Origin of the sequence: Shinella sp. WSD5-1, from assembly GCF_963942435.1 — a bacterium.
GTDB classification, from domain to species: domain Bacteria; phylum Pseudomonadota; class Alphaproteobacteria; order Rhizobiales; family Rhizobiaceae; genus Shinella; species Shinella yambaruensis.
The window spans coordinates 43,050-58,829 of sequence record NZ_OZ012600.1 but is presented as its reverse complement, the minus strand read 5'-3'; the positions used below and the strand labels follow the sequence as shown (position 1 = coordinate 58,829).

Genomic DNA, 15,780 nt, shown 5'->3' with positions numbered 1-15,780 from the left:
CGGAGAGAAAAGCAATCCGCGTGCCAAGTCGGCAAGCGATTGATTTAATTCATTTCCTGGAAGACCGCATGCCGGCATGCGCATAGGCCGTCGGCAAAGCGGCGCCAAATTTTGTGCAGTGCGCATAAAATAGGCGCTAGCGCGATTGCGCTGCGATATAGCCGTCGACGTCGTCGGGATCGAAGCGCCCGCCGTCGAAGAAACCGTCTGGGCCGAGCGTCAGCGCGCCGGAGGAGCCGACGGGCGTTTCCGCGGTCAGCGCGCCCTCCACCTTGGCGCTCGCCGAGGGCATGGCGATGCCGAGCGCCTTCAGCGCCGCGCGATAGACATCCGGGCGATAGGTCTTGGCGGCGACCTGGCGGTTCGCCTCGGTATGCGCCACCTGCCGCCAGCGGACCATCTGGGTGTAGAACCACAGCGCATGGCTCTTCCAGGGGAAGGTGGCCGCCTTGGCCTGCGGCACGAAGAAATCGCCGACCGTGCGCACCGCGCCGCCGCCGACCGGCAGGACGCCGGTGAGGGCCGGCAGCAGGAGGTCCGGTTCGCGCCCGACATAGGCGGGCAGCGCCAGCAGCGAAGCGAGTTCCGCGTGGTTGCGCGGATCGCCGCACCAGAGCGAGGCGTGGTGCAGCGCGACCAGCAGGGCGGCCAGCGCCTCCGGGTTCGCCTCGCCCCAGCCCGCATCGACGCCGAGCACCTTTTCCGGGCTCGATTTCCAGATCGCGGCCTTGACGGTGGCAAGATGCGCGTTGCGTTTCAGGACGCCGAACGTGTTCCACGGTTCGCCCGCGCAATAGCCGTCGATGAGCCCTTCGGCGAGCGCATCGCCCATATCCGGCGGCGGCAGGACGAGGATGTCGATCTCGCGGTCCGGATCGATGCCGCTCGCCGCCAGCCAGTAGCGCAGCTCGTAATTATGCCCGGAATAGGGATGCACGACGCCGAAGCGCAGCGGCTCGCCCCTGCGCCCGTCGATGACCCGGCGCAGCGCAGCGCCGTTTTCGCGCGCGTCGAGGTCGGCGGTCGCGCCCGCCTCGGCCATTGCCTGCCAGAGCGCCGCCGAGACCGTGACGGCGTTGCCGCCGAGGCCGAGTGCCATGGGCACGATCATCTTCGGGGCCGGGGCGGAAAGGCCGAGATTGCAGGCAATCGGCATGGGGCCGAGAATATGGGCGACGTCGAACTGGCGGACGGCGAGGCGATCGCGGATGCTCGCCCAGGAGCGCTCGCGCACCAGCGTGAGGTCGATCGACTGCGCCGCGGCAAAGCCCTTCTCCTTCGCGGCGACGAGGAGGGCGCTGTCGAGCAGCGGCACGAAGCCGGCGGTGATGGCGTGGCGCGTCGTCATGTCTTCACTCCCGGATCGGGCGCTCCCGGATCGAGCAGGCTCGCCGCCGTGACGAGGCTTTGGGCGATCTCGGCGATCTTGCGGTTCTGGTTCATCGCCGTGCGGCGCAAGAGCGCATAGGCCGCCTCCTCGGACAGCCCGCGCGAGCGCATCAGGAGGCCCTTGGCGCGGTCGATCACCTTGCGGTTCTCCAGCACGCTGCGCGTCTCCTCCAGTTCGCGGGCAAGGCGGGAGAAGGCGTTGAAGCGGCTGATCGCCATTTTCAGGATCGGCCGCACGCGCTCCTGCTTCAGCCCGTCGACGATATAGGCCGAGACGCCCGCCTCCACCGCCGCCTCGATGGAGGCCTCGTCGGACTTGTCGACGAACATGGCGATGGGGCGCTGGATGGCGCGCGTCAGCTGGAAGATGCTCTCCAGCATGTCGCGGTTGGGGTTTTCCAGGTCGATGACGATGACGTCGGGATTGAGCTCGGCGATGCGGCGGGCGAGGCCCTGCATCTCCTCGACCACGGTCACGGCATAGCCGGCATCGCGCAGCCCCTCCTCGATGATGGCGGCGCGGATGCGGTTCTCGTCGATGACCAGTACGTTCAGTGCGCCCGGTTGCATGTCCCCACCGTGTCGGCGTGAAGGTTTCCCGCAGATGCCTCCGAATGGCCGGGAAAATCAAGCCGCGAAGGGGCCAAAAAAAATGGGCCAGCGGAAACCGCGGCCCATGAAGTGTGAAGGTCAAAAACCTCCAGAGGGGAACAGCTGATGCGGCGGCACTGGGAGGAAAACCGCCGTGTGCATCAACTGGGGGCACTATGCGATTTTTTTGACCATATGGGAAACATTTATTGTGCAATGCAGCTATGCAAATGCCGCGTTGCTTCTGCCGGCGGCGCGGCGTGCCCGATTTTTGCGCAGGCGTGTCGGATGGCGACGGCAGCAGCACGCCGCCCGCCTGGCGCGCACCACTACCCCCGGTGCCACCAGGGCGCACAACGGTGCCGTTTCCCCCTTCTCCCCCACGGGGAGAAGGTGGCCCGAAGGGTCGGATGAGGGGGTAAGCACGCCGTCTTCCGCCTGCGCCGCCCCCTCATCCCGCTGCCGCGACCTTCTCCCCGCGGGGGAGAAGGGGCAGGAGGCACGCTTCCAGTTCCCTATGCGATTGCCCTGCCGGCGCCCCCCCGCACAGCGTGCCGCCCGGCGCCAGCGATTTGCCCGTTGCAGCGGCTGGACCTCTTCAACCGCGCAGTGCCGATTTCCTCGAACGGCTTCAATCCGCGCCGTAATGCGCGGCGACAGCCGCGGCCGCGGCGGCAAGATCCGCCGGGGCGCCGCATTTCTGCAGGGCGATGCCATAGGCAAGCACATTGCCGAGCACGCTATCGAAGCGCGCGCGGCGGCCCGTATGGTTGAGCCTCACCAGGCGCGCGGCGCCGGGGCCGATGCCGGCGGACAGCTCCATGTCGAGCGGCACGGCGGCGGCAAGAAAGGTCTCGGGATCGACGGCCTCGGGCAGCACCGCGGTGGTGACGAGATGGGACGCCCGGCCGAAATCCGCCCAGGAACGGGCGCCCAGCGCAAGGAGGCCGTCGCGCGCCGCCGCCGCCGCCCGGACATGGCGGGCGAGCACGGCTTCCGCCCCCTCCGCCTCGAAGCGGTCGAGCGCGGCCTCGAGCGCGAAGAATTCCAGCGGCGCCGCCGTGCCGGGAAGCGCGCCGCGCCCGCTGTCGAGCCAATCCCGGCGGTCGAGCAGGGAAAGCGTCGAGCTGCGCCGCCCGCCCGCCGCCGAAATCAGGGCCCAGGCCGCCTGGCTGACCGACAGCGCCGAGACGCCGGCCGGCCCGGCCAGCGATTTCTGCGGGCCGATCACCGCGATGTCGATGCCGAGCGCATCGACGTCGAGCGCATGCCCGCCCACCGAGGCGACCGCGTCGACGATCGTCACGATGCCGCGGGCACGGGCCGCGGCGGCAATCTCCGCCAGCGGATTGAGCACGCCGTTCGCCGATTCGGCATGGCAGAGGATGACGGCCTTCACGTCGGGATGGGCATCGAAGGCCGCCTCCACGCTTTCGATATCGATGGGCCGGGCGGGTTCGGCCGAAAGCGTGACGACGTCCGCGCCGCCGCGCCGCAGCCAGTCGCCGAACCAGGCGCCGAACGGGCTGGTGACGATGTTGAGCGCCGTCAGCCCCGGCCGGGCGATGCTGGTCGCCACCGCCTCCAGCGCCACGACGGCCTCCGTCTGGAAGAGGAGGATGTCGTTGCGGGTCTTCAGGATGCGGGCGAGCCGGTCGGCGAGCGGGCCGAGGCGGTGGGGCGGGAAATCGGGGACATCGTTCAGGGCGTTCCAGCGGTCAGCGGCCATCGGGGCTTTCCTTGCTTTCCTGGGGTAGGAGGCGCGGCACGGCGCGGATGAGGGCGCGGGCGGCGGGCGATTGCGGATCGGCGATGACGCGGCCCGCCGGCCCGCATTCGACGATGCGCCCGGCCTCCATCACGGCGATGCGGTGGGAGAGCGCGCGCAGCACGGCAAGATCATGCGAGACGAAGAGATAGGCGATGCCGCGCTCTTCCTGCAGCGTGGCGAGCAGGTGCAGGATGCGTTCGCGCACCGAGACGTCGAGCGCCGAGACCGCCTCGTCCAGCACGATCAGCGCCGGGCGCGTGGCGATGGCGCGGGCGATGGCGACGCGCTGGCGCTGGCCGCCGGAGAGGTCGCGGACCGCGCGGCCGGCATAGGCGGCGGGCACGCCGACACGATCGAGCAGGGCCGCGATCTCGCGCGGGCGCTCACCCTTCGGCACCACGGCGTGGATGCGCAGGGGATCGTCGAGCGCGTCGGCGACGGTGGCGCGCGGATTGAAGGCGCCGGAAACGTCCTGGAACACCATCTGCATGCGGGCGCGGCGGCGGCGCAGGTCCGCGCCCGAAAGGGCGAGCCAGTCCTCGCCGGCGAAGCGCACGCTGCCGCCATCGGGCGGCATGAGCCGGGTGAGGATGCGCGCCAGCGTGGACTTGCCGCTGCCCGAGGCGCCGGCAAGGCCGAGCGTCTCCCCCGCCGCAAGGCTGAGCGAGACATCGCGCAGTGCCTCCACGGTGCGGCCGCCGGAGGAAAAGCGCTTGCCAAGATTTTGCGCGACGAGAAGGCTCATGCGCGGATCTCCCCGACCAGCGGTGGGGAGGCAAGGTCGCGGTGGCTGGCGACCAGCATCTTCGTATATGTTTCGCGCGGTGCGGCCAGTACAGCCGCCGCCGGGCCGGTTTCGACGAGCGCCCCGTCCTTGAAGATCGCCACCCGGTCGGCGAAGCCGGCGGCCAGCGCGATGTCGTGGGTGATGAAGACGAGCGTCATGCCCGCCGCGCGCACCAGTTCGTCGAGCAGCGCGACAATCTCCGCCTGCACCACCATGTCGAGCGCGCTGGTCGGCTCGTCGGCGATGACGAGGCCCGGGCGGGCGGCGAGCGCGGCGGCGATCGCCACGCGCTGGCGCTGGCCGCCGGAGAGCTGGTGCGGATAGGCGGCGAGCAGCTTTTCCGGCTCGGGAAGGCGCACCCGCTCCAGCATGTCGAGCGCGCGGGCGCGGGCCTCGAGCCGGGAGAGGCCGAGATGCCGGCGCGCGCCTTCGGCCACCTGCTCGCCGATCGTCAGCACCGGGTTGAGGCTGGCGGAGGGGTCCTGCAGCACGAAGCCGAGATCGCGGCCGGGAAGCGGCGCGGCGCCCGCCGCCCAGTGCACCGTGCCCTCCACCTCGGCCCCTTCGGGCAGGAGCCCGGCCAGCGCCCGCGCGAAGGTGCTCTTGCCCGAGCCGCTCTCGCCGATGATCGCCAGCCGCTCGCCGGCGCGGATCGCAAGGTCGAGGTTCGTCAGGGCTGGTGTCTCCTGGTCGCGATAGGTGACGGAGAGATCTTGGGTTTCGCACAGCACATCTTCCTGCCTTCGTTGAGCAGGACGATCGCTTTCAGTGCCGGCACCCCCCTCTGCCCTGCCGGGCATCTCCCCCTCAAGGGGGGAGATTGGATGGAGGGCCGTTTCACCTACCTCCGGCGCTTCCGGTTGAGCAGGGTTCCCGCCGCTTGCCGATCTCCCCCCTTGAGGGGGAGATGCCCGGCAGGGCAGAGGGGGGGATTTGCCGGCGCGCCGTGGTTTCTTCCTCTCGGCACTCGCTTCCCCCGCAAGCGCATTGGTCAGCCCCTCGCTGAGCAGGTAAACGCCGACCACCGTGGCGACCAAAGCGAGGCCGGGGAAGATCGACAGGAAGGGCGAGGAGCGCAGGACGTTGCGCCCTTCGGCGATCATCGAGCCCCAGGTGACGACATTGGGATCGCCGAGGCCGAGGAAGGAGAGCGCCGCCTCCGTCAGGATGGCGGTGGCGACGATGATGGCCGAGAGCGCCAGCACGGGGGGAAGCACATTGGGCAGGATTTCGCGCAGGGCGATCTCCACGGGATGCATGCCGGCAATACGCGCGGCGGCGACATAGTCCCGCCCGCGCACGGACAGCACCTCGGCACGGGTGAGCCGCGCGGGATCGGCCCAGGCGCCGAGCGCGATGGCCAGCACCACGACCGGCACCGAGGCGCCGACGACGCTGACGAAGGCGAGCGCCAGGAGGAAGCTCGGCACGATCTGGAAGGCATCGACCACGCGCATCAGCGCCTCGTCGGCAATCCCTCCGGCAAAACCCGCCGCAAGCCCCACCGAAAGGCCGATCGCCAGCGCCGCCAGCGCCGCGGCGAGGCCGACGAAGAGCGAGGTGCGCGCGCCGTGCACGATGCCGGCCAGGACGTCGCGGCCGAGCCGGTCGGTGCCGAGCGGAAAGGCGGGATCGGTGAAGGGCGCCGTCAGCGCCCGGCCGGCGATCTTCAGCGGATCGCCGGGGAAGAGGACGGGCGCGAGAAGCGCGAGAAGCGCGAGCAGGACGAGGATGGCAAGGCCGGCCGCCGCCTCCGGCCGGCGCAGCATGTCGCCGACAAGTTTCATGCGCCGCGCTCCGCGGCGCCGACGCGCGGATCGAGCGCGGCATAGACGATGTCGACGAGGAGGTTGACGAGGATGACCAGCACGGCGCTCACGACGATGATGCCGCAGAGCAGCGCCGCATCGCGCCCGCTCACCGCCTCCTGCGCCAGGCGCCCGAAGCCGGGAATGGCGAAGATGCTCTCGATGACGACGCTGCCGCCGAGCATGGCGGCCGCCTGCAGGCCGAGCATGGTGACAAGCGGCAGGAGCGCATTGCGCGCCACGTGGCGCAAGACGATGCGGGCACGCGAAAGCCCCTTGGCACGGGCGAAGAGCACGAAATCCAGCCGCCAGATGCCGGCCATGCCGGCGCGCATGACGCGCAGGAACAGCGCGGTGTAGATGAGCGCCAGCGTGCCGACGGGCAGGACGAGATGGGCCGCGATGTCGGCGGCGCGGGAAAGGCCCGTGCGGCCGGAGGCGATCGTCTCGATGCCCGAGGTGGGCAGCCAGCGCAGTTGCACGGCAAAGACGATGGCGAGCACCAGGCCGAGCCAGAAGCCCGGTATAGCATAGACGACCAGCGAGAGGGTGGAGAGCAGCCGGTCGCGCAGGCTGCCCGGCCGCGCGCCGGCGAGGATGCCGAGCGTGGAGCCGAAGGCGAAGGCGAGCGCGATGGCGCTTCCCATCAAAAGCAGCGTGTTCGGCAGGCGCTCGATGATCAGCCCGAGCACCGGCCGGTCGAAGGCGACGGACCAGCCGAGATCGAGCCGGGCGAGCGCGGAGAGATAGAGCCACAGCCGCGCCGCCATGGACTGGTCGAGCCCGTAGGCCTGCCGCAGCGCCCCGGCGATCGCCGCATCCCCGCCGCCGATGGAGAGCAGATAGGCGTCGACCGCATCGCCCGCTGCGGTCTCCAGGAGCAGGAAGGTGAGGATGACGACGATCAGCAGGACGGGAACGCTGCTGAGGGCACGGCGCGCGGTGAGGCGGAGGGCGCGGGTCACGGGGGGCGCCGTTGGGTTGCGGGCGTGGGGTGGAGCGAGCGCGATAATGCCCTCCGGCTTGCCGGCGGTCTCCGGCCCGAGGCAAGGGTGTCGCATATGGCACCCCCCTCTGCCCTGCCGGGCATCTCCCCCTCAAGGGGGGAGATGCCCGGCAGGAGGCAAGAACCTTGCTCAACCGGTAGCGCCTGAGAGGGGCGAAACAGTGCTCCATCCAATCTCCCCCCTTGAGGGGGAGATGCCCGGCAGGGCAGAGGGGGGTAGCGAACTCCACTGTTCATATGCGGTCACCCTGCCTTGCCGGAGGGATGGCCGGCTGGCCGGAGGGAGGATCCAAGACAACGCCCGTCATGGCCCCGCCGTCACGTCTTGAGCGCGGTATCGGCCCAGTTCGACACCGCCCAGCGCGGGTTGCTGGCGACGTTGAGCACGCTGTCGCGCGCCACCGTGATGAAGCCCCATTCGGCGACGTTGATCAGCGGCAGGTCGGCGGCGACCAGTTTCTGGAACTGGCGGTAGAGCGCGGTGCGGGCCGCCGTGTCGATCGTCTCGGCCGCCTTTGCGATGACGGCGTCGAGCTCGGCATTGGCATAGCCGCCCTGGTTGGAGAAGCCGACGCCGGCCGGAATGCCCGACTGCACGAGGATGGTCGTGGAGATCGCCGGATCGCCGCGGAAGACCGGCGGGGCGACGGCAAGGTCGAAATCGTGGTCGGTATAGACGGCCTTCTGGTGCGCGGCCGAATCCGCGTTCACCAGTTCCGCATCGATGCCGATGGCGGCAAGCGCCTGGCGGAGATAGTCGCCGAACTGGCGCGTCTCGTTGAAATAGGGCGCGGGGCGCAGCTTCAGCGTGAAGCGCGTGCCGTTCGCATCCTTCGCATAGCCGGCCTCGTCGAGCAGGGCATTGGCCTTGGCGATATCGAAGGCATAGGCCGGCACGGCGGCCTCGTAGAATTGCGGCGCGTTCTTCGGCACCGGGCCGGTGGCGGCTTCGGCATAGCCGAGGAAGATGGTGTCGACGACGAAGGTCTTGTCGATGGCGTGGGCGATCGCCTGGCGCACCTTGAGGTCGGCGAGCTCCTTGCGGCGATGGTTGATCTCCACGACGAGCTGGTAGGTCAACGCCTCGTAGCCCCTGGTGACGACCGCAAGGCCCGGCACCTTGGAGATGCGGTCGAGATCGGCGAGCGGCACGGCGGAGAAGGCGGCGAGCTGGATCTCCTCCGCCTCCAGCGCCGCGCCCGCCCCGGCGCGGTCCGGCAGCACGCGGAAGATGATCTCGTCGAGCTTCGGCTGGTCCTTGTCCCAATAGGCCTCGTTGCGCGTCAGGCGGTAATATTCACCCGGCTTGTATTCGGCGAAGCGGAAGGGGCCGGTGCCGACGAGCTGGGTGTTCGCCGGGTTCGTCGCGATATCCGTGCCCTCGTAGAGATGCTTCGGGATGACGCTGCTGACGACCGGCAGGGCGTTACGGATGAGCTGGAGCGGCGTGGGCCTGGAAAAGCGGAAGATGGCGGTGGCGGCATCCGGCGTTTCGACGGCCTCGAGATGGGCGAAGACGATGCGGCCGAGATTCTGCAGCGGCTTCCAGACTTCAAGTGCCGAAAAGGCGACATCGGTGGAGGTGAAGGGCTTGCCGTCGTGCCAGGTCACGCCCTCGCGCAGGCGGAAGGTGACGGAAAGGCCGTCGTCCGATCCTTCCCAGCTCGTCGCAAGGCGCGGCGACAGTCCGTCCTCGCCCGCAAAGGCGGCCTCGGCCAGCGGCTCGATAACCTTGCTGGCGACGAAGAACACGCCGTTGGAGGCGACGATCGCGGGGTTGAGGTTCTTCGGCTCGGAATCGGCCGCCACCACCAGCCGGCCGCCGGCAGGCGCGCTCTCGGCAAGGGCGATGGCCGGCAGCGCCGTCGAGGCGAGAAGGGTGGCCCCGGCCTGCAAGAACGAGCGCCGGGTTGGGTTCGCGATCAGCATCTTTGTCTCCTGCGGTCAGCGTCTGCTGCCGATATTGGCGGCGATTCGCCGGTTAACATAGGCAGGAAATTCTTCTCTTGCCGTCGGCAACAACAAAATCTTGTCCGGGTGACATTCCGCCGCCGCATGCCCGTTGCGGGCGGCGGCAAATCGCGCTGCCGGGCTGCCTGCCGCTGCGTCAGGGCGAAACCTGCCTGAGGCCGCGAAGGGCCTCCTCCACGTCGCGCCGGGCCCCGGCCGCCTCCGGATAGACGGCATAGGCCGGATAGGGGAATTCGGGTGCGTCCTCCACCCGTTCGAGCTCGCCCGCCGCCAGATGCGGCGCGACCGTTCCCTTGCGGAAATAGCCCATGCCGCCGGTGCGCAGGATATAGTGGAGGGCGAGCGGGCCGAAATCCACCTTCAGCGCCGGCTCGGCAAAGCCCGCCGGCCCGAAGCCGCCCTGCCCGGCAAAGCGCGGCCCCCAGTCGACATGCACATAGTCCGGCGCGCCGCTCTCCTGCGGGCCGGCCGGCCTGCGCACCAGCACGAGCCGTTCCTCCTCCACCAACTCGACCTTGAAGCCCGGCATCAGCTTCGGCGCATAGAGCACGGCGATGTCGAGCACGCCGGTGCGCAGCTGTTCCAGCAGCTGGTCGGGCATGCCGACGGCGGCGTGGATGGCGATTTCGGGGCAATTGCCCTTCATCCAGACCAGCCAGTCGAGCAGCAGCGGGTTCCACAGGCTCATCTCGCCGCCCACCGCCACGACCGATGTCCGGCCGGGCGGCACGGTGAGCTGCTGGCGCGCCCGCTCCCAGACCTGGACGAAGGATTGCGCGAAACGCTCGAATTCGCGGCCGGCCGCCGTCAGCGCCGCGCCGTTGCGCGTGCGCACGAAAAGCTTGCGCCCCAGCGCCTCCTCCAGCGTGCGGATGCGCGCGCTCACCGTCGTCTGGGTGACGTGCAGCCGCTCGGAGGCCTTCAGGAAGCTGCCGGTATGGACGATCTCGAGGAAGGTGCGCGCCCGGTCGATATCCATGAGGCTCCTCATTGAGTGCAATTATTTTGTCTTCATACAGCATTTAATTCCGTTTGCCTTCTTTCTTCCCGCCGGCCCACACTCCTTTCAGGCAACAGGGCCGACAAAGGCGGGGAGAGGTGCCGGCTCCCCCGCCGCACCCGGCCGCACACAGGAAAGGCGCATGCGATGTCCGAACACACCGTCGGCGAAGCGGAACACCGGCCGGGCCTTGCCGCCCGCTGGCTGTTCTCCACCAACCACAAGGACATCGGCACGCTCTACCTCCTCCTCTCCATGCTGTCGGGCATCCTCGGCACCGGGCTTTCGGTGGCGCTGCGCATGGAGCTGCAGGCGCCAGGCCTGCAAGTCTTCTCCGATCCCGGCGTCTTCAACGTCGTGGTCAGCGCGCACGGGCTGGTGATGATCTTCTTCGTCATCATGCCGGCGCTGATCGGCGGCTTCGGCAACTGGTTCATCCCGATCATGATCGGCGCGCCGGACATGGCCTTTCCGCGCATGAACAACGTGTCGTTCTGGCTGCTCGTCGCCTCGCTCGCGATGTTCGTGCTGTCGATGTTCGTGCCGGGCGCCGCCGGGGTGAACGGCCATGGCGGCGGCTGGACGCTCTATCCGCCCTATTCGAGCGACGGCCAGCCGGGGCCGGCGGTGGATTTCGTCATCCTGTCGATCCACCTGTCCGGCGCCTCGTCGATCCTCGGGGCGATCAACTTCATCACCACGATCCTCAACATGCGCGCGCCGGGCATGACGCTGCACAAGATGCCGCTCTTCGCCTGGGCGATGCTGGTCACCGCCTTCATGCTGCTGTTCTCGCTGCCGGTGCTGGCGGGCGCCGTCACCATGCTCATCACCGACCGCAATTTCGGCACGACCTTCTTCCAGCCGGCCGGCGGGGGCGACCCGATCCTCTACCAGCACCTGTTCTGGTTCTTCGGCCATCCGGAGGTCTACATCATGATCCTGCCGGCCTTCGGCATCGTCAGCCACGTCATCTCGACCTTCTCGAAAAAGCCGATCTTCGGCTATCTCGGCATGGCCTATGCCATGGTGGCGATCGGCGCCATCGGCTTCGTCGTCTGGGCCCACCACATGTTCACGGTCGGCCTGTCGCTGGACTCGCAGCGCTATTTCGCCTTCGCCTCCATGGTCATCGCCGTGCCGACGGGCATCAAGGTCTTCTCATGGCTGGCGACGATGTGGGGCGGGTCGATCCGCTTCGCCACGCCCATGCTGTGGGCGACGGGCTTCGTGCTGCTCTTCACCATCGGCGGCGTCACCGGCGTGGTGCTCGCCAATCCGGGCATCGACCGCGTGCTGCATGATACCTACTACGTCATCGCGCATTTCCATTACGTGCTGTCGCTCGGCGCGGCCTTCGCCATCTTCGCCGCCTGGTACTACTGGTTCCCCAAGATGAGCGGCTACCGGATGAGCGAGACGCTGGGGAAACTGCATTTCTGGCTGACCTTCGTCGGCGTCAACCTCGTCTTCTTCCCGCAGCATTTCCTCGGCCTCGCCGGCATGCCGCGGCGCTATGCGGACTATCCGGATGCCTTTGCCGGCTGGAACCTCGTCTCCTCGGTCGGCTCCTACATCTCGGCCGCCGGCCTTGCCGTCTTCTTCTTCGCCGTCGCAGAAGCCTTCGCGCGCAAGCGCGTTGCGGGCGACAACCCCTGGGGCGAAGGGGCCGCCACCCTGGAATGGGCACTCTCCTCGCCGCCGCCCTACCACCAGTTCGCCGCGCTGCCGCTGATCCGCTAGCATTTCCAGCCGAAGCAAAGTCGCTTCGGCGTCGGACAATGCGGCAAACAAGGATCTAGGGCGGCAAGGCGGCTCTCAGACCTGGCCTTCGGGCCGCAGGAAGCGCCGGACCATGGTGGTGATCAGCGCCCGGCTCTCGTCGAAGCGGATGCCGGGCACCATCAGCGGCAGCATGGGGGCGGCGTCGACGATGGCGATCAGCATGGCGCTGGTGTGTTCCGGATCGAGCGCCGGGTCCACCTCGCCGCGTGCCTGGCCGGCCTTCAGCACCTGCGACAGGAGCGCGCGCACGCCGTCGGTGTTGCGGGCGAGGATGGCGCGCACCCGCTCGTTGCGCCCCGCTTCCGCCAGAAGCTCGAACAGGATGCGACAGTGGGCGGTGTCCTTCCAGCTCTCCATGCTCCAGATCTCCGAAAGCAGCACGGTCGCGGCATCGCCCGTCTCCCGCTGCCGGCCGAAGACGCCGTGCAGGCGCGCGAGGTATTCGTCCGCCATCTGCTCGACGATCGCCTCCTTGCTGGGGAAATAGTGGTAGAGATGGCCGGGGCTGATGCCCGCCTCCTTGCAGATCATCGAGACCGACGCGCCCTGCAGCCCGTGCCGCAGGAAGCAGCGATGTGCGGCCTCCAGGATCTCGTGGCGTTTGCCCTCGTGCTGCTCGGGAACAAGCTTGCGTGCCATGCGGCCTCCAAAATAGAATGATCGCTCTATCTATCTTGACGGAGCGGCGATCATAATTAGAATGAACGCTCAATCTATGGAGAAACCACCGCCCCGTCCAGCCTCGCGCCGCTGGAAAGGGCGGGCTTTGCCGAAAAGCGGAGTGTCATGTCCCAGTCGATCCTTTCCCCGTCCCTCTCCTCCCGCCTCGCCGCGCTGCTCGCCTGGCCGCTCGCGGCGTTCTTCCTGTTCGGCGCCTATGGCAACGCCTTCCTCTCCGCCGACAATGCGGCGGCCTATGAACGCTGGGGCTATCCGGGCTGGTTTCCCTACCTCACCGCCGCCCTTGAACTTGCGGCCGCCCTGCTGCTGATCCCCGTTGCCACGCGCCGCCCCGGCGCCGCGCTCGGCACGGCGGTCATGGCGGCGGCGACCCTCACCACCCTCATCAACCAGGATTATGCCCACACGACGGCCCCCGCCATCGTGCTGGTCGTCTCGCTTATCGTGCTGGCCGTCTCGCGCCCGCGCACCTGACCGTTTCCCCCGGAGCATTCCCATGAAAGAACCGCTGACATCGGCCGGCCCGGCCGATCCCTCGCCTGCGCCCGGCGCACACCTCGACACCTGGTCGGACCTCCTGTCCGGCCGCCATCTCGTCATCGTCGCCATCCTGGCGAGCGGCGTGCTGCTCTATGCGATGAACCTCTACTTCACCGCGGCCCTGATGCCCTCCATCGTCGCCGATATCGGCGGCCAGGCCTATTATGCCTGGGTGACGACCTCCTTCGTCGTCTCGGCCATCGTCGCCTCGCTCTTCGTCAGCCGCATGCTCGACTGGAAGGGGCCGGGGCCGGCCTATGTGCTGGCCTTCCTCGTCTTCGCGCTCGGCGCGGCCGGCAATGCCGCCAGCCCGACCATGGATCTTCTCATCGTCGGCCGCGTGGTGCAGGGGCTCGGCGGCGGGCTGCTCGCCGGGCTCGGCTATGCCGTGATCCGCGCGGCGCTGCCCGAGCGGCACTGGGCGCGGGGAACCGGCGCCGTCTCGGCCATGTGGGGCCTCGGCACGCTGTTCGGGCCGGCGCTCGGCGGCATCTTCGCCGAGCTCGGCCTCTGGCGCTGGGCCTATGGGGCGCTCGCCATCGTCGCGCTGCTCTTCGCCCTTCTCGCGCAGCGCGCCTTTGCCGGCATGGGCGGTTCGCCGCACCGTACGCCCGTGCCCGTCGCATCGCTCGTGCCGCTGGTGCTTGCCACCATCGCCATCAGCCTCAGCGCCATCGTGCCGATCGGCTGGCCGACGCTGGCGACCGTCGGCGCCGGCCTCTTGCTTCTCGTCCTCTTCGTGCTCGTCGAGCGGCGCGCGCGCAACACCATCCTGCCGCGCATCACCTACCGGCGCGGCAATGCGCTGAAATGGGTCTATCTCACCGTCGCCGCGCTCAGCGCCGGCGTCATGGTGGAGACCTTCATCCCGCTCTTCAGCCAGCAGCTCGCCGGCGTCAGCCCGCTGGTCGGCGGCCTGCTCGGGGCGGTGCTCTCGCTCGCCTGGGTCATCGCGCAGCTCTTCGTCGTGTCGGTGACGTCGCCCGCCGGCCGGCGCCGCGCCGTGCGCGCCGGGCCGCTGCTGCTGACGGCGGGCCTCATCGCCTACGGCCTGTTGCAGGTGGACGGCGCCGGCACGGGGCTGGTCGCCGCCTGGGTCGCGGTGCTGGCGCTGGCCGGCGCGGGCATCGGCCTTGCCTGGCCCCTGCTCGGCGTTGCCGCCATGCGCAGCACGCACGACCCGGCCGAGGGCGGCAAGGCGGCCGCGGCGATCACCACGACCCAGCTCATCGCCTTCTCCGTCACCTCGGCGCTTGCCGGCACGCTGATGGCGGCCGGCGGGGACGTGGCGGTCGATGCGGCGCGCTATGTCGTGCTCGGCATCGCACTCCTGACGCTGCTCGGCATCCTCACCGCCGGCATCGCCACCCGGCGCTGAAACGGGAGAGGCACGCCGCTCACAGCGTGGCGAGCCGGCTGTTGTCCAGCCGGCCGCCATAGGCCGCGCGCATGGCGATCTTGTCCTCCAGCGCGGCGATGACCGTGTCGGAGAAGTTGGTCTCGTAGAGCTGCGCCAGATTGCCGAGCCCGCCTGGCGTGAAGACATTGATCTCCAGGATCTTGTCGCCGACGATGTCGAGGCCGACGAGGAACATGCCGTCCTCGACGAGCTTCGGGCGCACCGCCTCGACGACGGCGAGCATGGCAGGCGTCACCTCCACCGGCGCCGGTCCGCCGCCGACATGCACGTTGGAGCGGATCTCGCCCTTGGCCGGCACGCGGCGGAAGGCGGCGTATTTGCCGTCGCGCATCAGCGGCCGGCCGTTCATCACGAAGAAGCGCACATCGCCCTCGCTCGCCTCCGGCATGAAGCTCTGGGCGATGAGATAGCCCTCGCCGCTCACCGCCTCGAAGATCTGGTTGAGGTTCTGGTCGTCGGGCGAGGCGACCTTGAAGACGTTCTTGCCGCCCGAACCCTGCAGCGGCTTGATGATCGCCCCCTTTTTCTTCTCCCCGGCGATGAAGCCGCGAATCTCCTCGATGCTCTTGGAGACCAGCGTGGCCGGACGCACGGAGGGCGGGAAATCCTGCAGGTAGAGCTTGTTCTGCGCCTTGGCGAGGCCGGCCGGATCGTTGACGACCAGGGTGCCCCGCAGCGCCGCAAGCCGCCCGAACAGCGCCCCGGCATGGGCCGCCCAGGGCCGGTCCGTCACGTCGAGCGAGGGGTCGTTGCGCAGGAACAGGACGTCGATCTCCGCGACGTCGAAGATGCGCGTCTCGGTATTCTCCCCCTGCAGGTCCTTGTGCAGCGTCTCCGGCTTCTTGTAGCCCGAGGAGGGCAGCACCAGCCCGCGCACGGCAAGGCTGTCATCCGCGCGCAGCACGAAATCGCCGGGCGTGACGTAGCAGATCTCGTGGCCGCGGTTGAGCGCGGCGAGCGCCAGCGTCGTCGTGGTGAACTGCGGGGTTTCGTCGGCGATCGAGTTGACGAAGAAAGCGATGCGCATGAGA

General features: G+C 69.0%; 13 protein-coding genes and 1 pseudogene. 3 read left to right on the top strand and 11 right to left on the bottom strand.

Annotated features, from left to right (window positions below; translation table 11 throughout):
* Positions 1-136: 136 nt before the first annotated feature.
* The 9 genes and pseudogenes from AABQ55_RS30755 to AABQ55_RS30715 form a co-directional block, all read right to left on the bottom strand.
* A complete protein-coding gene (locus AABQ55_RS30755; RefSeq protein ID WP_272808959.1) occupies positions 137-1,348 on the bottom strand; it encodes a CmpA/NrtA family ABC transporter substrate-binding protein in 1,212 nt (403 codons plus the stop codon).
* On the bottom strand, positions 1,345-1,959 hold the full coding sequence (locus tag AABQ55_RS30750) for an ANTAR domain-containing response regulator (protein WP_272808958.1): 615 nt from the start codon (positions 1,957-1,959) through the stop codon (positions 1,345-1,347). Before AABQ55_RS30750 ends, AABQ55_RS30755 begins: the two co-directional genes overlap by 4 nt.
* Before the next feature lie 652 nt (positions 1,960-2,611).
* Positions 2,612-3,709: a pyridoxal-phosphate-dependent aminotransferase family protein gene (locus AABQ55_RS30745; RefSeq protein ID WP_272808957.1), complete on the bottom strand. Its 1,098-nt coding sequence runs from the start codon at positions 3,707-3,709 to the stop codon at positions 2,612-2,614.
* On the bottom strand, positions 3,699-4,496 hold the full coding sequence (locus tag AABQ55_RS30740) for an ABC transporter ATP-binding protein (RefSeq protein WP_272808956.1): 798 nt from the start codon (positions 4,494-4,496) through the stop codon (positions 3,699-3,701). Before AABQ55_RS30740 ends, AABQ55_RS30745 begins: the two co-directional genes overlap by 11 nt.
* Positions 4,493-5,338 carry an ABC transporter ATP-binding protein gene (locus tag AABQ55_RS30735; RefSeq protein WP_336314408.1) on the bottom strand — a complete coding sequence of 282 codons (846 nt, stop codon included), beginning with the start codon at positions 5,336-5,338 and terminating at the stop codon, positions 4,493-4,495. The genes AABQ55_RS30740 and AABQ55_RS30735 overlap by 4 nt, the downstream gene beginning before the upstream one ends.
* A 180-nt stretch (positions 5,339-5,518) precedes the next feature.
* Positions 5,519-6,325: pseudogene (locus tag AABQ55_RS30730) on the bottom strand (ABC transporter permease); the annotation flags it as partial.
* Complete coding sequence (locus tag AABQ55_RS30725; RefSeq protein ID WP_272808955.1) at positions 6,322-7,311, bottom strand: ABC transporter permease; 990 nt, start codon at positions 7,309-7,311, stop codon at positions 6,322-6,324. The gene AABQ55_RS30725 and the pseudogene AABQ55_RS30730, both read right to left, overlap by 4 nt.
* A 359-nt stretch (positions 7,312-7,670) precedes the next feature.
* Positions 7,671-9,281 carry an ABC transporter substrate-binding protein gene (locus AABQ55_RS30720; protein WP_272808954.1) on the bottom strand — a complete coding sequence of 537 codons (1,611 nt, stop codon included), beginning with the start codon at positions 9,279-9,281 and terminating at the stop codon, positions 7,671-7,673.
* A gap of 178 nt (positions 9,282-9,459) precedes the next feature.
* Complete coding sequence (locus AABQ55_RS30715) at positions 9,460-10,302, bottom strand: LysR family transcriptional regulator (RefSeq protein WP_272808953.1); 843 nt, start codon at positions 10,300-10,302, stop codon at positions 9,460-9,462.
* Between the two features lie 168 nt (positions 10,303-10,470).
* Here AABQ55_RS30715 and ctaD point away from each other — a divergent pair, with 168 nt between their 5' ends.
* On the top strand, positions 10,471-12,066 hold the full coding sequence (gene ctaD, locus AABQ55_RS30710) for a cytochrome c oxidase subunit I (protein ID WP_272808952.1): 1,596 nt from the start codon (positions 10,471-10,473) through the stop codon (positions 12,064-12,066).
* A 75-nt stretch (positions 12,067-12,141) separates the two neighbouring features.
* Here the strand turns inward: ctaD and AABQ55_RS30705 are convergent, their stop codons facing one another.
* A complete protein-coding gene (locus tag AABQ55_RS30705; protein ID WP_272808951.1) occupies positions 12,142-12,747 on the bottom strand; it encodes a TetR/AcrR family transcriptional regulator in 606 nt (201 codons plus the stop codon).
* Positions 12,748-12,894: 147 nt separating this feature from the next.
* Here AABQ55_RS30705 and AABQ55_RS30700 point away from each other — a divergent pair, with 147 nt between their 5' ends.
* Both AABQ55_RS30700 and AABQ55_RS30695 read left to right on the top strand, forming a co-directional pair.
* Positions 12,895-13,263, top strand: coding sequence for a DoxX family protein (locus AABQ55_RS30700; RefSeq protein WP_272808950.1), 369 nt, complete (start codon positions 12,895-12,897; stop codon positions 13,261-13,263).
* A gap of 22 nt (positions 13,264-13,285) precedes the next feature.
* On the top strand, positions 13,286-14,707 hold the full coding sequence (locus AABQ55_RS30695) for an MFS transporter (protein ID WP_272808949.1): 1,422 nt from the start codon (positions 13,286-13,288) through the stop codon (positions 14,705-14,707).
* Between the two features lie 19 nt (positions 14,708-14,726).
* On the opposite strand, the gene AABQ55_RS30690 is transcribed toward AABQ55_RS30695, so the two are convergent.
* Positions 14,727-15,776, bottom strand: a complete 1,050-nt coding sequence (locus AABQ55_RS30690; protein WP_272808948.1) for a glutathione synthetase — start codon at positions 15,774-15,776, stop codon at positions 14,727-14,729.
* Positions 15,777-15,780 lie beyond the last annotated feature (4 nt).

Coding starts and splice junctions, on each gene's coding strand:
- AABQ55_RS30695 (WP_272808949.1), top strand. CDS start 13,286: ATGAAAGAACCGCTGACATCGGCCGGCCCGGCCGATCCCTCGCCTGCG.
- AABQ55_RS30715 (WP_272808953.1), bottom strand. CDS start 10,302: ATGGATATCGACCGGGCGCGCACCTTCCTCGAGATCGTCCATACCGGC.
- AABQ55_RS30705 (WP_272808951.1), bottom strand. CDS start 12,747: ATGGCACGCAAGCTTGTTCCCGAGCAGCACGAGGGCAAACGCCACGAG.
- AABQ55_RS30745 (WP_272808957.1), bottom strand. CDS start 3,709: ATGGCCGCTGACCGCTGGAACGCCCTGAACGATGTCCCCGATTTCCCG.
- AABQ55_RS30735 (WP_336314408.1), bottom strand. CDS start 5,338: ATGCCCGGCAGGGCAGAGGGGGGTGCCGGCACTGAAAGCGATCGTCCT.
- AABQ55_RS30740 (WP_272808956.1), bottom strand. CDS start 4,496: ATGAGCCTTCTCGTCGCGCAAAATCTTGGCAAGCGCTTTTCCTCCGGC.
- ctaD (WP_272808952.1), top strand. CDS start 10,471: ATGTCCGAACACACCGTCGGCGAAGCGGAACACCGGCCGGGCCTTGCC.
- AABQ55_RS30755 (WP_272808959.1), bottom strand. CDS start 1,348: ATGACGACGCGCCACGCCATCACCGCCGGCTTCGTGCCGCTGCTCGAC.
- AABQ55_RS30700 (WP_272808950.1), top strand. CDS start 12,895: ATGTCCCAGTCGATCCTTTCCCCGTCCCTCTCCTCCCGCCTCGCCGCG.
- AABQ55_RS30750 (WP_272808958.1), bottom strand. CDS start 1,959: ATGCAACCGGGCGCACTGAACGTACTGGTCATCGACGAGAACCGCATC.
- AABQ55_RS30720 (WP_272808954.1), bottom strand. CDS start 9,281: ATGCTGATCGCGAACCCAACCCGGCGCTCGTTCTTGCAGGCCGGGGCC.
- AABQ55_RS30690 (WP_272808948.1), bottom strand. CDS start 15,776: ATGCGCATCGCTTTCTTCGTCAACTCGATCGCCGACGAAACCCCGCAG.